15 protein-coding genes and 1 pseudogene are annotated in these 13,295 nt (G+C 32.7%); 8 read left to right on the top strand and 8 right to left on the bottom strand.

Translation table 11 applies throughout. The features are described 5' to 3' along the window. Positions 1–1,293, bottom strand: a 1,293-nt coding sequence (locus P8H68_RS13325; RefSeq protein ID WP_300326165.1) for a M1 family metallopeptidase, incomplete at its 3' end; no start/stop codon positions are given. A gap of 89 nt (positions 1,294–1,382) precedes the next feature. Further along, positions 1,383–2,294 (bottom strand): patatin-like phospholipase family protein, encoded by a 912-nt coding sequence (locus tag P8H68_RS13320; RefSeq protein WP_300326162.1) that lies wholly within the window; start codon positions 2,292–2,294, stop codon positions 1,383–1,385. Positions 2,295–2,375: 81 nt separating this feature from the next. Between P8H68_RS13320 and P8H68_RS13315 the strand changes: the two genes are divergently transcribed. Both P8H68_RS13315 and P8H68_RS13310 read left to right on the top strand, forming a co-directional pair. Beyond that, positions 2,376–2,945 carry a hypothetical protein gene (locus P8H68_RS13315; protein ID WP_300326159.1) on the top strand — a complete coding sequence of 190 codons (570 nt, stop codon included), beginning with the start codon at positions 2,376–2,378 and terminating at the stop codon, positions 2,943–2,945. Between the two features lie 2 nt (positions 2,946–2,947). Continuing rightward, a complete protein-coding gene (locus P8H68_RS13310; RefSeq protein ID WP_300326156.1) occupies positions 2,948–4,057 on the top strand; it encodes a MauE/DoxX family redox-associated membrane protein in 1,110 nt (369 codons plus the stop codon). Here P8H68_RS13310 and P8H68_RS13305 read toward each other — a convergent pair whose 3' ends face one another. Then, positions 4,058–4,222: a hypothetical protein gene (locus P8H68_RS13305; RefSeq protein ID WP_300326153.1), complete on the bottom strand. Its 165-nt coding sequence runs from the start codon at positions 4,220–4,222 to the stop codon at positions 4,058–4,060. Between the two features lie 183 nt (positions 4,223–4,405). Between P8H68_RS13305 and P8H68_RS13300 the strand changes: the two genes are divergently transcribed. Then, positions 4,406–5,584 (top strand): M28 family peptidase, encoded by a 1,179-nt coding sequence (locus tag P8H68_RS13300; protein ID WP_300326150.1) that lies wholly within the window; start codon positions 4,406–4,408, stop codon positions 5,582–5,584. A 69-nt stretch (positions 5,585–5,653) separates the two neighbouring features. Continuing rightward, a complete protein-coding gene (locus P8H68_RS13295; RefSeq protein ID WP_300326147.1) occupies positions 5,654–6,100 on the top strand; it encodes a hypothetical protein in 447 nt (148 codons plus the stop codon). A 65-nt stretch (positions 6,101–6,165) separates the two neighbouring features. Here the strand turns inward: P8H68_RS13295 and P8H68_RS13290 are convergent, their stop codons facing one another. From P8H68_RS13290 to P8H68_RS13280, 3 genes are all read right to left on the bottom strand, one after another. Further along, positions 6,166–6,579, bottom strand: coding sequence for a DUF6691 family protein (locus P8H68_RS13290; protein ID WP_300326144.1), 414 nt, complete (start codon positions 6,577–6,579; stop codon positions 6,166–6,168). Between the two features lie 3 nt (positions 6,580–6,582). Then, the gene (locus P8H68_RS13285) at positions 6,583–7,149 is read right to left on the bottom strand and encodes a YeeE/YedE thiosulfate transporter family protein (protein WP_300326141.1); all 567 of its coding nucleotides are present in this window, start codon (positions 7,147–7,149) and stop codon (positions 6,583–6,585) included. 92 nt (positions 7,150–7,241) lie between these two features. After that, positions 7,242–7,529 carry a metalloregulator ArsR/SmtB family transcription factor gene (locus tag P8H68_RS13280; protein WP_300326138.1) on the bottom strand — a complete coding sequence of 96 codons (288 nt, stop codon included), beginning with the start codon at positions 7,527–7,529 and terminating at the stop codon, positions 7,242–7,244. A 303-nt stretch (positions 7,530–7,832) separates the two neighbouring features. Here P8H68_RS13280 and P8H68_RS13275 point away from each other — a divergent pair, with 303 nt between their 5' ends. From P8H68_RS13275 to P8H68_RS13260, 4 genes are all read left to right on the top strand, one after another. Continuing rightward, positions 7,833–8,891 carry an acyl-CoA reductase gene (locus P8H68_RS13275; protein WP_300326136.1) on the top strand — a complete coding sequence of 353 codons (1,059 nt, stop codon included), beginning with the start codon at positions 7,833–7,835 and terminating at the stop codon, positions 8,889–8,891. Between the two features lie 93 nt (positions 8,892–8,984). Next, a complete protein-coding gene (gene serC / locus P8H68_RS13270) occupies positions 8,985–10,046 on the top strand; it encodes a 3-phosphoserine/phosphohydroxythreonine transaminase (RefSeq protein WP_300326133.1) in 1,062 nt (353 codons plus the stop codon). A gap of 61 nt (positions 10,047–10,107) precedes the next feature. Beyond that, positions 10,108–11,058, top strand: coding sequence for a D-2-hydroxyacid dehydrogenase (locus P8H68_RS13265; protein ID WP_300326130.1), 951 nt, complete (start codon positions 10,108–10,110; stop codon positions 11,056–11,058). Positions 11,059–11,207: 149 nt separating this feature from the next. Then, positions 11,208–11,888, top strand: a complete 681-nt coding sequence (locus P8H68_RS13260) for a hypothetical protein (RefSeq protein WP_300326127.1) — start codon at positions 11,208–11,210, stop codon at positions 11,886–11,888. 31 nt (positions 11,889–11,919) lie between these two features. Here the strand turns inward: P8H68_RS13260 and P8H68_RS13255 are convergent, their stop codons facing one another. Both P8H68_RS13255 and P8H68_RS13250 read right to left on the bottom strand, forming a co-directional pair. Beyond that, positions 11,920–12,843, bottom strand: coding sequence for an SGNH/GDSL hydrolase family protein (locus P8H68_RS13255; RefSeq protein WP_300326124.1), 924 nt, complete (start codon positions 12,841–12,843; stop codon positions 11,920–11,922). A 2-nt stretch (positions 12,844–12,845) separates the two neighbouring features. Next, a pseudogene (locus P8H68_RS13250) lies at positions 12,846–13,295 on the bottom strand (cytochrome-c peroxidase); the annotation flags it as partial.

Raw genomic sequence — 13,295 nt, 5'->3', positions numbered from 1 at the left:
AAAAGCCTTTTCTCCTATATAATCTTTAAGCATATGCAATACAGCCCCCCCTTTATTATAGCTCACTAAATCAAAAACATCTTCTTTATTCTCGTAATCAAAACGAACCAAATTCTTATGCTGATTCCCTCCGTTTTTATAAGCATCCACTGCTTTTATTCTATGCTCCTCAGCCCGATCATAACCATACTCGTGCTCTAACCACAAATACTCACTGTAATTAGCAAAAGACTCATTCAAGCTGATATTCGCCCAGTTTTCGGTTGTAACCAAATCCCCAAACCAATGATGAAACAACTCATGTGCAATGATAGGCTCCCAAGAATTTCCATCGATCAAATCTCCCTCTGTCTGATAAGCCATGTCAGCATGAGAAACCGCAGTGGTATTTTCCATTGCACCACTTACAAAATCGCGGACTACAACCTGACTATACTTATCCCAAACATAATCTACACCCGTAATCTCCGAAAAGAAATCCATCATTTTCGGTGTCTTCCCAAAAATTTTTCTAGCAAGATGCTCTTGTTCTTTTTCAACATAATAACTTACCTCTTTTCCTCTCCATTCGTCTTTCACCACAGAAAACTCACCAATCCCCATAAAAAACAAATACGGAGCATGTTTTTGACGCATCACCCAGTAATCAGTTCTTTCATTATTCTCATGTTTTGTTTGACTTTTAAGCAAACCGTTTGACAAAGTAACATAGGAATCAGGAACTCGTATGGAAATTTCTTGTGTTGTTTTTTGATTAGGACTGTCAATTGTAGGAAACCAACAACTGCTCGCCTCCGTTTCTCCCTGAGTCCATATTTGAGTTGGCTTATCTTCATTCAAACCTTTCGCATTGATAAAATACAAACCTTTCGCACTTGTAATCGCTTTACTTCCTTGCTGCCTAACCTTCGAGGGATCTGCCGTGTATTCTATATATAAATCTAAAGTATCCAACTTGCTATACTTTCTCCCTAAGTCAACAAACAACTTTGCCCCATCATACACATAGCTCAACTCTTTTTCACCAGAAACTACTTTGGCAATTAGCATTCCCTTGGCATCCATTACCAATTTATCTGTCTCATAAAAATAAGGAATTAAAGAAACCCACTCTTTACCGAACAACAATTCTTTTGGGATATCAAAACTAACTTCCAGCTTTGTATGAATCAATTCAAATTCTTTTTCATACAAACTAGCATTCAGAAAACTTGTTTTTTTTGAACTGCTTTGACCAAGCAAGATCATTGGCACTAAGACCAACAAAATAATTAAGGCTTTTACTATTTTCATTTAGACGTAGGTGTTTACTGCAAAAATAACCAACCTGGTCATTTTTACCTATAATTATCTGTTAAAAGGAATTTTAACCGATTTTCAAACTACTTATCAAACTTGATATGATTCATTTGTTCATGATAAATTGACTCAGCATAGGCATAACCTTCTTTCCACCAAGAAGCCATTTTTTTCTTATCAAAAATCAAAGAATTCACAGTCAAAACGGTGGGTGTATAGTAAAGATTCAGTTTTACATCTCTATTTTTAGCAGCCAATTTTCCTATGGTAACATTATGCTTCTCTACATTTCCGAGCAAAAACTCAAACAAAGACGAAATCAACGAAAAGGGATTTTTATCAGGCAAATTATTATAATACTTCACCTCTGTATCTAAAATAATCACATCTACTTCCTTTGCTCCACGTTTGATAGCCTCTCGTATAGGAACCAAACAACCAAAACCACCATCAGCGTATTGACAATTGTCTTTTTCAAACAAACTCATAAACGGAACATAATTACAAGAAGCCCAAATCCAATCACAAAACTCATCATAAGAATAATCATACACAGATTTATACTCGATAGCACTCTCTGTTAAATTAGAAACCGTAACCACCACCTCTTTATTATATTCACGAAGCTCATTATAATACTCCTCCGTTAAACTTTTTTTAATCAACCTTCGTAAATTATTGCTCTCTCCAAAAGTTTTTTTCTTTCTGATGAAATTCCAAAGCACATGCATATGATTTATAGTAATCACCTTCTCCCCATGAACTTTTTTTATATAAAAAGGATTGTTATCAAAAATACTACGATTGGTTACATTGGTATACAATTCTTTCAGCTCCGCTGTTTTACCTAGAGCCAAATGAGAAATAAGCAAACTACCAGTAGAGGTACCTATAAAAAGATCATAGGATTTCTGTTGTTGTTTGATAAGATACTCCGCAACTCCACCAGCAAAAGCCCCTTTACTTCCACCGCCAGATATAACCAATGCTTTCATAGAATGTTCTTCTCTTTTTTAGTAATTTTGATAAATGTAGCGAAATTGCACTCAATTGAAAACAGAATACGCCATTTATTTATGAAAAAACACTACATATTATATTTTATTTTTATACCCATTACCTTCACTAGCTGCTCTAAAAACAAACTGAGTGATCAAATAAATTTAAACTGTAATTCAAAAAGTATCTCACAAGAATTTAAAAATTGCAAAGAACCAAATGGTCACTTTGAAATAAATTTACCGAAACACTTTAAGAGAGAATTTTTTGTTAGTGAACACGAATCAAGATTGTATTTTGCAGACACAACAAAAGAGCTTACAGCAACAGCAATTACAGATGTGGGAATCTATTTCAACAAAAAAAATATTGATGTTGCTTTTTTCAATGAAAAATTAAAAACATTGAAACAAGAGCACCCAAATCAAAAGATACAAGCTGAGGAAATAAACTTTCAAAACAAAACTGGATTTTATTTTTATTTCAATGCAGAGAACGAAAACTTTCAAAAGAACAGAATTGAAATTTTCCTACAAAACAAAAACAAAAGCTATTACCTTATATCGATTGATACTTATGGAGAACAAAAAACCGAAGAACGTTTTTGTGAAGCTCTAGATATCATCGAAAAAAGTTATTTTTACTAATTATGATGCAATATTTAAACACGCTTTCAGATACTCAGAAAATAAAGTGGACACAAAACCTTGCCATACTTGGTTTTTTGGTAACTGCGATATATGCTCCAGAATTATGGATCAACACAAAGGACTTTCCTACAATTCCATTGTTTGAAAATATCTACACACCAAGCAACCCTTTTGATTTAATTCTTGCAGGAATCTTTTTTGGTTTAATGATTATACAGATTTTCAAACCGAAAAAAATTATCGGGCTCAGTATCTCATTTCTATACATCTACCTCTGTTTTGTTGACCAAAACAGACTGCAACCTTATTTTTACCAAAGCATTCTTACAGTTTTATTTATCAATATTTTTCCTTCTCAAGGAAGAGAAAGAACAATAGTTTTTGCCGTTTCTCTATTATTTTTCGCCACCTATTTTTGGAGTGGAATCCATAAATTAAATGCAATTTTCTACGAACAATGGTTAGGCGCTCTTTTAAAACATTTCTCTTTTGTACCAAAACAACTTTTACAAGCCTTTACCTACGCTGTCCCTTATATTGAAGCTCTTTTAGGAATCTGCCTATTTATTAATAAAACAAGAAAATTAGCAATTCTTGGAATTGTTGGAATGCACGCAACTATTGTAGTGATGCTTTTTTACCTAGGTTACGGCTTCAACGTAGTCCCATGGAACCTTCAAAACATTTTAAGCGTGATAGTTCTTTTTTGGAGCTACCAAACAAAAAACACGCTAGATACTTTTTTTAAAAATTTCAACTACAAAAAAACCATTGCAATTACATTTACAATTCTGCTTCCTTTTAGCAATTTATTTGGATACTGGGATCACTTATTATCTTTTAGTTTTTTTACTTCAAAACTAAACTACTATTACATAGAACTAAATAATGATGATTTAAAAGAAAAACTCCCGCAACATATAAAAGATTATTATCGCACAGTCGACGACAAAACCGTTATCTACGCAAACGAGTGGGCCGGAGACATCAATAGAGTTTTATTTTATCCTGAAAAACGTTGTATTTTATATTTAGAAAAATACATCCAAAATTTTGCAGACATTGAAAACAAGGAAGAGAGCACAAAGCTCGTAGTCTACAATAAATAATTATTTTTTATGTAATCTTTTACCCGACTTATCCTCTACTTTCTTTAACTCATCTTTAGAAATACGAACACGTCCAGAATTCACAAGAGCCTCCAAGTTTACAGGTTTCGCATCTTTATGACTTTTCTCTTTTTGTTTTTCTAAAATCTTTTTAAAAAGTGTCATTCTTACAAGTTTATAAAAACAAAGATAACCATATTGTAAGTCATTCTTAAACTCTATTTTTGAAAGAAATAAAATGTCATGAAAAAAATCGCTTGCTTATTTTTTGTTTTTCTGATTTCGCAAAGTAATTATTGTCAGCTTTCTTACGCTAAAAAAAATGTAAAAAAACTCAGTTCAAAAAAAATGAAGGGTCGTGGTTATGTTAAAGGCGGACATAAAAAAGCAGCCTTATATATTGCTAACGAATTTAAAAAACACAATTTATCAGGTTTTAACGATAATTATTTTCAAACATTCTATACTTCTGTCAACACACAGCCAGGAAAAATATCCTTAACACTTAACAAAAACAGACTAAAACCCGGAACAGATTTTTTAATCAATCCCTCAAGTCCATCTATCCAAGGAGAATTTAAAACCACTTATCTTTCCATAGAAGATATTTTTAGGAAAAAAATTCTTCTAAAAAAGCTAGACTCTTCGGCAAACAAGGTATTACTCTTAGACCTCCAAAAATCTAACGAAATTTCTAAAGACAATAAAAATAAACTAAATGACATCGTAAACTACCTCATTTATTCTCCCAATATAAAATGTAAAGCCACGATAATTTTCAAGAACGAAAAACTTACATGGACTGGTAGTACACGGGAAAACACCAAAGCTAGTTTCACCGTAAACAAACCGACAGACGTAAAAACCATCACAACCGTAAACACAAACTGTGAAAGTCTGTTTTTAGAAAAAGAAGAAACACAGAATATAATTGGCTCTGTTAATGGTTATTCAGAATTAGACTCAACCATAATTATCTCCGCCCATTACGATCACCTTGGTATGATGGGAAAGAAAACTATATTCCCTGGAGCAAACGACAATGCAAGTGGTGTTGCCTTATTATTAGAATTAGCAAAACACTATTCTCAAAAAAACAATCAACCCAAATACGATATCATTTTCATTGCATTTGGAGGGGAAGAAATAGAACTTTTAGGATCTAAGTTTTATACAGACAACCCAGTATCTCCTTTAAACAAAATAAAATTTATGCTCAACTTTGACCTTGCTGGTACTGGAGATGACGGGATCAAAGTAGTCAATGCAACGGAGTTTATGAATGAATTTGACAAACTGATTCATATCAATAAAAATAATTCTTTATTGCCCGCTGTGAAACCCAGAGGACCAGCCTGCAACAGTGATCATTGTTTTTTCTACAACAATGGTGTTCCCTGTTTTTACATATATACTTTAGGAGGTATAAAAGCTTATCACGACATACACGACAAATACAAAACACTGCCTTTTACAGCTTTTGAAAACTACAGCCAATTACTAAAACTCTATATAGATGCGTTTTAACACTTTTATTTAAGTTTTATTTTTAGTATCTTTAAGAAGACCGCAATTATAAACTTCAAACCAAAAGATATGGATACTTCAAAAATCATCATCAACAACGCATTAAAAATTTTCTTTGGAATCGTGGCTTATTTCTTTCTTATGAAAGTTTTAGGATTAGAAAACATTACAGAACTAAGGTTATTTAATTTTCTTATTGTGGTCTGGGGCGTCAACTCAGCAATAAAACAAAACCTGTACAGAAATCACAACAACACTTATTTAACCAATTTATCCATCGGATTTTCAACCTCATTCTTTGCGGTTCTGGCAGTTGCATTTTCTTTAATTTTTTATATCACTTTTATTGATTTCGGTCTTTTAGGTATTATGGAAAACTCCAGTGTTTGGGGTAAAAATTTATCTTTAGGAAAAGTAATTTTTGCCATTCTAATTGAAGGGCTAGCCTCTTCTGTTATTTGCACTTTTATCATTATGCAATATTGGAAAAAATATAAAACCAACATACTAGCGTAAAAAACATAGAAAACTCACAAAAAAAAGGTGAATCGTAAAGATTCACCTTTTTTTATACGCAATACTTAATGAGGTATCTTGTCTTTTACCACACCATAGACAAACGTCCCAAAAACAGCTGCAGCAATCACCACCAGAAAAACAGAGAACTGAGCTCCAACTAAAACATACAAAGGTCCTGGACAAGCTCCAGACAATGCCCAACCTAGACCAAAAACTATTCCACCAAACAAATATCTTTTATACCCCGGATTGAATATTTTTTCTTTCACAGAATTCCCCTCTATGGATTTAAAATCAAATCGACGCATTGCTTGAAGCATCAAAATCCCTAACAAAACAGCAGTTCCTATAATCCCGTACATATGAAAACTCTGAAAACGAAACATTTCCTGAATTCTATACCAAGAAATAGCTTCGGACTTAGTCATCACCACACCAAACAAAACACCTATAAGTAAATATTTAAAAAACTTCATTGCTTAAAAAATTAAAGGAAATAGTAAAAAAGTCATGATCAACCCACCAATAAAAAAACCAACAACCGCAATTAACGATGGTAATCTTAAACTAGATAAACCGCTAATAGCATGACCAGAAGTACATCCATCAGCCCAACGCGTTCCAAATCCTATCAAAAAACCACCAACAGCCATAATCAAAAAGCCTTTGAAAGTTAAAAAATTATCCCAGCTAAATATTGCTTTAGGAGCCAACTCCCCATCAAAAGGAATTCCTAGTTTTTGTAAATCTGAAATAGTAGTTTCAGCCAAAACCAATGGCGCACCACTGTCTAAAAACGTTACAGCTAAATACCCTCCAAGTACTCCACCAACAACAAAAACTAAATTCCATATTTGATCTTTATAGCCCCCAGCAAAAAAAGGAACTTTTTTCCCTGCTCCCCCAATACTACATAGGGTTTTTAATGTTGATGAAACACCAAAGCGTTCTCCAGACCATAAAAGTAAAAACATCACCACCGATATCATAAAACCTGAAAAGTACCAAGACCAAGGCTCACTTAAAAACTGAATCAATTCTTTCATTCTCCTTATTTATAATGAATGCTAAATATAGTGTTTTTCATAGACACTTTTTTAGACTCTAAATAACAGAAAACTAACAGTAAAAATTAAGTTTATTTTGTCGGTAACAGAGATACCAAAGATTTATCCACCAAACTATAATGATTGAATTTTCCTTTTTTGACGGAGCTCAAAACTCCATTGTCTTTCATCTTTATCAAATGATGTGATAACATAGATTGCTCTACATCTGTTTGTATGGCATCTTTGATATTAGAAACTGTCAAACTTCCTTTATCTCCCAAGGCTTCCAAAATCTGCAAACGAACAGGATGAGCTATAACCTTTAGCACACTTGCGGTCTTCGTTAACTTTTTTAAATATTTGGTTTGGAAGTTCATATCACGAGGTTTTATTAAAACAAATATATGAACATATGTTATTTTATTCAAATATTAATGTATATTTGTTCAAACAAACTGTAAATCAGTATGTTCATACCCCAAACTATGAAATAGATTGGAGTTAATTTAAAGTCTGAAAGGTATTTACCCCTTGCCGCAGTTTAAATAACTCTTAATACCTAGTCCTTTGTTATACCCCGCAAAGGACTTTTCATTTCTAACACTAAAGGTTTTTTACTTTTTAGAATCTTACTTTAAACAAACTAAGTACCTTTGCACTTTATTTAAATTACTATTACAATGGTTTTGAATCAAAGAAAAGAGGCTTTTATTAAACTAGGTTTATTCCTAAGTCAATTTTCAACAGAAGGAATTACAAAGAAGGAAGATATCTTATTCAATGATTTGTTTTTTGATGCCTTTAAAATGCAAATCTCTAGAGCAAAAGAGTTTAATGGCTGGTTCAATCAAGAAAACGTTTTGTTTTCCTTAGAAAGCTGGAGCAAAGCTTTGACTAACAATAATATTGAAAAATGGCTTTCTGCATATGAGATCAATAAGACAACGTCAAAGACTGTTGCCATAATTATGGCTGGAAACATTCCTCTTGTTGGATTCCATGATTTTTTATGTGTATTGATTTCTGGGCATAATGTACTTGTGAAACTATCATCAAATGATAAGAATTTCATCCCCTTGATTGCAAAATACTTGGAGTATATCGAACCTGATTTCAAAGGAAAAATTGAATTCACAGAGAAAAAACTAGAGAACTTTGATGCAGTTATTGCTACAGGAAGCGACAATACTGCTCGTTATTTTGAATATTACTTTGGGAAACACCCACATATTATAAGAAAAAACAGAAATACGGCGGCAGTTCTTTCAGGAAAAGAAACTGAAGAAAGTCTTGAAAAAATGATGAATGACGTTTTTCAATATTTCGGTTTAGGCTGTAGAAGTATCTCTAAATTATTCTTACCAAAAGGTTTTGATTTGGATAGAATTTTTAAGGCAGCTTTCCCTCATAAAGACATTGTTAATTACGAAAGGTACGCTAACAATTACGAATACAACAAAGCCGTTTATTTAATGAGTCTTTTTGACATTCGAGAAAATGGGTTTCTAATGCTAAAGGAAGATAAAAGCTACTCCTCTCCCATCTCTTCATTATTCTATGAATATTACGAAAACATTGACGAATTGAAGCATAAACTAGAGCAAGATTCGGATAAGATACAGTGCGTAACAAGTGATATTCAAGACCTTAATTCTATTCCATTGGGTGAAACACAAAACCCTCAATTATGGGATTATGCAGACAATGTAGATACGCTTAATTTTTTATTAACATTATAGTTGATAATTTTACAAATTTTAAATTGTCAAATAAATAAAATTGTCGAAATTTGCGATTCGTTTTTACGACAATCATTATAGAAATCAAAGATCATGAAGAAACATAATTTTAGTGCAGGACCATCTATCTTGCCACAAGAAGTATTAAAAAAAGCAAGTGAAGCAGTTATTGATTTTAACGGATTAGGTTTATCTCTAATTGAAATTTCACACAGAAGTAAAGATTTCATCGCTGTAATGGACAAGGCACAAGCTTTGGTTAAAGAATTATTAGAATTACCTAAAGGTTATTCTGTATTGTTCCTACAAGGAGGTGCTAGTACTGAGTTCTTAATGGCTCCTTACAACTTATTAAAAGAAGGTGGTAAAGCTGCTTATGTAGACACAGGTGCTTGGAGTAAAAAAGCAATCAAAGAAGCTGTAAATTTTGGAGAAACTGTTGTAGTTGCTTCTTCTAAAGATAAAGGATACAATTATATTCCTAAAGGATATGATGTACCTGCTGATGCAGATTATATTCACTTTACATCAAACAATACTATTTTCGGAACGCAATTAAAAGATTTCCCTGGTGGAGATGTTTTGAAAGTAGTGGATATGAGTTCTGATATTTTCTCTAGAAAAATCGACTTTTCTCAATTTGATGTTGTGTACGCTGGTGCTCAAAAAAACATGGGACCTTCTGGGACTACTTTAGTTATCGTTAACGATTCTGTCTTCGGAAAATCTGGAAGAACGATTCCATCTATGTTGGATTATGAAGTACATGCAAAAGCTGGAAGTATGTTTAACACTCCTCCTGTTTTCGCTGTATACGTTTCTATGTTGACATTGGAATGGTTAAAAGCCAAAGGTGGTGTTGAAGCTATAGAAAAAATCAACAATGAAAAAGCTGCTTTATTGTACAACGAAATTGACAACAACCCTGCTTTTGTTGGATTTGCTGCTAAAGAAGATCGTTCTAACATGAACGTTACTTTTACATTGGCAGATGAGTCTCAAAAAGAAAAATTTGATGCTTTGGCTGCAGCTGCTGGAATCAGCGGAATCAATGGACACAGATCTGTTGGGGGTTACAGAGCAAGTATTTACAATGCAATGCCAATTGAAAGTATTCAAGTATTGGTGAACGCAATGCAAGAATTGAACAAATAACATTTAATAAAGTGATGCCTAAAAGCATCACTTTTATTTTTTACTTATAAAATATCATAGAATGAAAGTATTAGCAAATGACGGATTAGCTCAAAGTGGTGTTACTGCTTTAGAAGCTGCTGGTTTCGAAGTAATTTTAACAACAGTTGCTCAAGAGCAATTAGAAAACTACATCAACGAAGAAGGAATTGATGTAATTTTAGTACGTAGTGCAACTACTGTACGTCAAGAATTAATTGATGCTTGTCCATCAATCAAAATTATTGGACGTGGTGGTGTTGGAATGGATAATATTGATGTACAATACGCTAGAGATAAAGGTGTTCATGTAATCAATACTCCTGCTGCATCTTCTCATTCAGTTGCTGAATTAGTATTTGCTCACTTATCTGGATTGGCTCGTTTTGTACATGATTCAAATAGAAACATGCCTTTAGAAGGTGAAACAAACTTTAAAGGTTTGAAAAAAGCATATGCTGGTGGTGTTGAATTAAAAGGTAGAACACTTGGTGTTTTAGGATTCGGAAGAATTGGTCAAGCTACTGCTGCTGTTGCTTTAAGATTAGGAATGAAAGTTGTTGCTTTTGATCCATTTATGGAATCTGCAACTATTTCTCTTGATTTTATTGACGGTCAAAAGATAGATATTAAAGTTGATACTATTTCTAAAGAAGAAGTATTGAAACAAGCTGATTTCTTAACATTACACGTACCTGCTCAAGATGAGTATGTAATTGGTGCTAAAGAAATTGAGAGCATGAAAGATGGTGCATTCATTGCAAATGCTGCTCGTGGTGGTGTGGTTGATGAAGTTGCTTTAGTTGCTGCTTTAGAAAGTGGTAAATTAAGTGGAGCTGCATTGGATGTATTTGAATCTGAACCTAAGCCTGCCGTACAGGTTTTAATGAATAATAAAATTTCATTAACTCCTCATATCGGTGCTGCAACTGGTGAAGCACAAGATAGAATTGGTGGTGAATTAGCAACTCAAATTATTGAGTTATTGAAATAAGTACGATTTCATAATAAATTAAAAGGCTGTCTTTTAAGACAGCCTTCTTTTTTGCTCCTATTTTAATTTTAATATAAAATTATAATACAACGCTATTGTGCAATTTTATTAAATTGTAAATTTACCTTACTAAAAAGAAGCCCACATATATGGTATTAGATATTATCAATTCCAAAATACAAGATTACAAAGCACACATACAAGATAGCTCAGCATATAAATCCTTATTCAAATGGGATGCAATCAAACAATTTCAAGACAATTGGGATTTAAAGGCAGAGGACTTTAAACAGATGTATGAAAATAGTTTTTCTAAAAATGTTTCTACACGTTTATGGGAGGGAGAAAACTTTTTCCCAAAAGAAGCTATGTTTGTGATGCTAGATTATGATCAAGAAAAGGTTCGTGGTATGTTTACCAACCTATTGAATGAAGAAAAAGATTTAGAGGCTAGAATCGAATTCTTTATTTATGACTGTAATACCATGCGTAATCAAATCCTTAAAACAAATCCAGAATTCACCAATCATTTTCATGGGGATTATGCAATGATCTCTATTTATTTATCATTTAAATATCCTCAAAAATATTCTATCTATAAATATGATGAATTCAAACAATTCATGGAAGCTGTTAAAAGTAAGTCTATTCCAACAGAAAAAGACATTACTCGATTTTTTAAAGTAATGAAAACGATAAATGTTCTTATCTCAAAAGATGAGGAATTATTAGCTATTCATAAAAAAATTAGAGAAATCAACAACTCTTATACAGATGAAAGTTTATTGCTTGCTCAAGATTTTTATCACTGTAGTATCAAATTATCTTAAAAAAAAAGCTATCCAAATGGATAGCTTTTTTTTATTCATCTAACAAAATTTCAATTTCTGCATCAATAACTTTGATTTCAGAATTTGCTTTATACATTGGCAAACCTACTTTCATATTGGGTCTTTTATGCCCTGTTTCTGTAAGCCAAGCATCTTTTTGAACAACCTGTTTACGTTCTACTAAATCCAAAATCCGTGTTCCATTGCTAAAAGTATCAAAACATTCCTTAGGCGTATTTTGAAGTCTTTCCAATTCCTCTAAAGAAATTAAAATCTGATTGGCCATCAACCAATGGGAATTTTTAGTTGGATGTATTCCATCATAAGCAAATTTATAATAAGGATTGTTCAATCTGTTCATTCCTACTTTAACCAAAAGAGGTGTATGAATATCAAGTACATTCCAGTCATTTGTATACATATTACTCACCAACCAATTTGAATAAATATCAACTACATTGGTATAGGCCTCATCTCCCTCCTTTTCGTATATCGTAGGAGTTATATAAATTACCGGTATCTCTTCTTTCACCAATCGTTTGTTCAGCCAACTCATACCTTTTTTAAAAGCATCAAATCTCGATTCATCAAATGGTAAATAAATCCCATCATTGATACCGTAACAAGCAAAAATAAAATCTGGGTTCGATTTCTTTAAAATACGTTTCAAACGCTCTTGCAGCTCAGGTCTATCAAATTTCCCATCGGCATGCCCTTCTTCTGATAACTGAGAAACGGTTTCACTAGGCAAACCAACATTTATAAATTCTAACTCCCGATCTGGGTATTTCAATTTGTAATACGCTTCTATGTAAGCAATATAATGACCTTGATAGGTGATGCTATTTCCTAGAAATACAATTCTCTTGGCGTCATCAGGAATTTTAAACGTAATTTTTTGTGCGATAGTTAAAAAACTAAAGAGTACTAGGGGTAGGAATACTATTTTTTTCATAATTAATGGATGTTACCTCCAACTGGCAACTTGCTTGGTACCGAAGAAGGAATTTCTTTATCAAAATTAGTTGAATTTAAGCTATTAAAGAAAGAAATAATTAACGACATATCCTTAACTTTTATTGTAATTTTTTCCGCTAAACTATCCATTTCTTTATCCAATACGTTGGGATTTATAGATTGCCCTGTTGAAATATCTTCATAAAACTCAAGAACTCCCTGCAAATCATTAAACTTTCCATTATGCATATAAGGGGCTGTGAAACGCAAGTTTCTTAAACTCGGGGTTCTAAATGCAAAAGTACTATCTGTTCCAACATCTATATAAGAGAGTTTTGGGTTTTCTGGAACACCAAGCACATGCAATTTATAATCAGAAAACATGGGTCCACTATGACAGGTAGCACAACCTGCACTTTTAAAAAGTTCAAAACCTTTCTTTTCACCTTT

The sequence above is a fragment of the Flavicella sp. genome (assembly GCF_029238425.1).
GTDB lineage: Bacteria > Bacteroidota > Bacteroidia > Flavobacteriales > Flavobacteriaceae > Flavicella.
This window is presented reverse-complemented; position numbering and strand designations above follow the sequence as displayed.

Excerpts from the sequence above, each read along its gene's own strand:
- P8H68_RS13320 (WP_300326162.1), bottom strand. The coding sequence starts at position 2,294 with ATGAAAGCATTGGTTATATCTGGCGGTGGAAGTAAAGGGGCTTTTGCT.
- P8H68_RS13315 (WP_300326159.1), top strand. The coding sequence starts at position 2,376 with ATGAAAAAACACTACATATTATATTTTATTTTTATACCCATTACCTTC.
- P8H68_RS13310 (WP_300326156.1), top strand. The coding sequence starts at position 2,948 with ATGATGCAATATTTAAACACGCTTTCAGATACTCAGAAAATAAAGTGG.
- P8H68_RS13305 (WP_300326153.1), bottom strand. The coding sequence starts at position 4,222 with ATGACACTTTTTAAAAAGATTTTAGAAAAACAAAAAGAGAAAAGTCAT.
- P8H68_RS13300 (WP_300326150.1), top strand. The coding sequence starts at position 4,406 with ATGAAGGGTCGTGGTTATGTTAAAGGCGGACATAAAAAAGCAGCCTTA.
- P8H68_RS13295 (WP_300326147.1), top strand. The coding sequence starts at position 5,654 with ATGGATACTTCAAAAATCATCATCAACAACGCATTAAAAATTTTCTTT.
- P8H68_RS13290 (WP_300326144.1), bottom strand. The coding sequence starts at position 6,579 with ATGAAGTTTTTTAAATATTTACTTATAGGTGTTTTGTTTGGTGTGGTG.
- P8H68_RS13285 (WP_300326141.1), bottom strand. The coding sequence starts at position 7,149 with ATGAAAGAATTGATTCAGTTTTTAAGTGAGCCTTGGTCTTGGTACTTT.
- P8H68_RS13280 (WP_300326138.1), bottom strand. The coding sequence starts at position 7,529 with ATGAACTTCCAAACCAAATATTTAAAAAAGTTAACGAAGACCGCAAGT.
- P8H68_RS13275 (WP_300326136.1), top strand. The coding sequence starts at position 7,833 with ATGGTTTTGAATCAAAGAAAAGAGGCTTTTATTAAACTAGGTTTATTC.
- serC (WP_300326133.1), top strand. The coding sequence starts at position 8,985 with ATGAAGAAACATAATTTTAGTGCAGGACCATCTATCTTGCCACAAGAA.
- P8H68_RS13265 (WP_300326130.1), top strand. The coding sequence starts at position 10,108 with ATGAAAGTATTAGCAAATGACGGATTAGCTCAAAGTGGTGTTACTGCT.
- P8H68_RS13260 (WP_300326127.1), top strand. The coding sequence starts at position 11,208 with ATGGTATTAGATATTATCAATTCCAAAATACAAGATTACAAAGCACAC.
- P8H68_RS13255 (WP_300326124.1), bottom strand. The coding sequence starts at position 12,843 with ATGAAAAAAATAGTATTCCTACCCCTAGTACTCTTTAGTTTTTTAACT.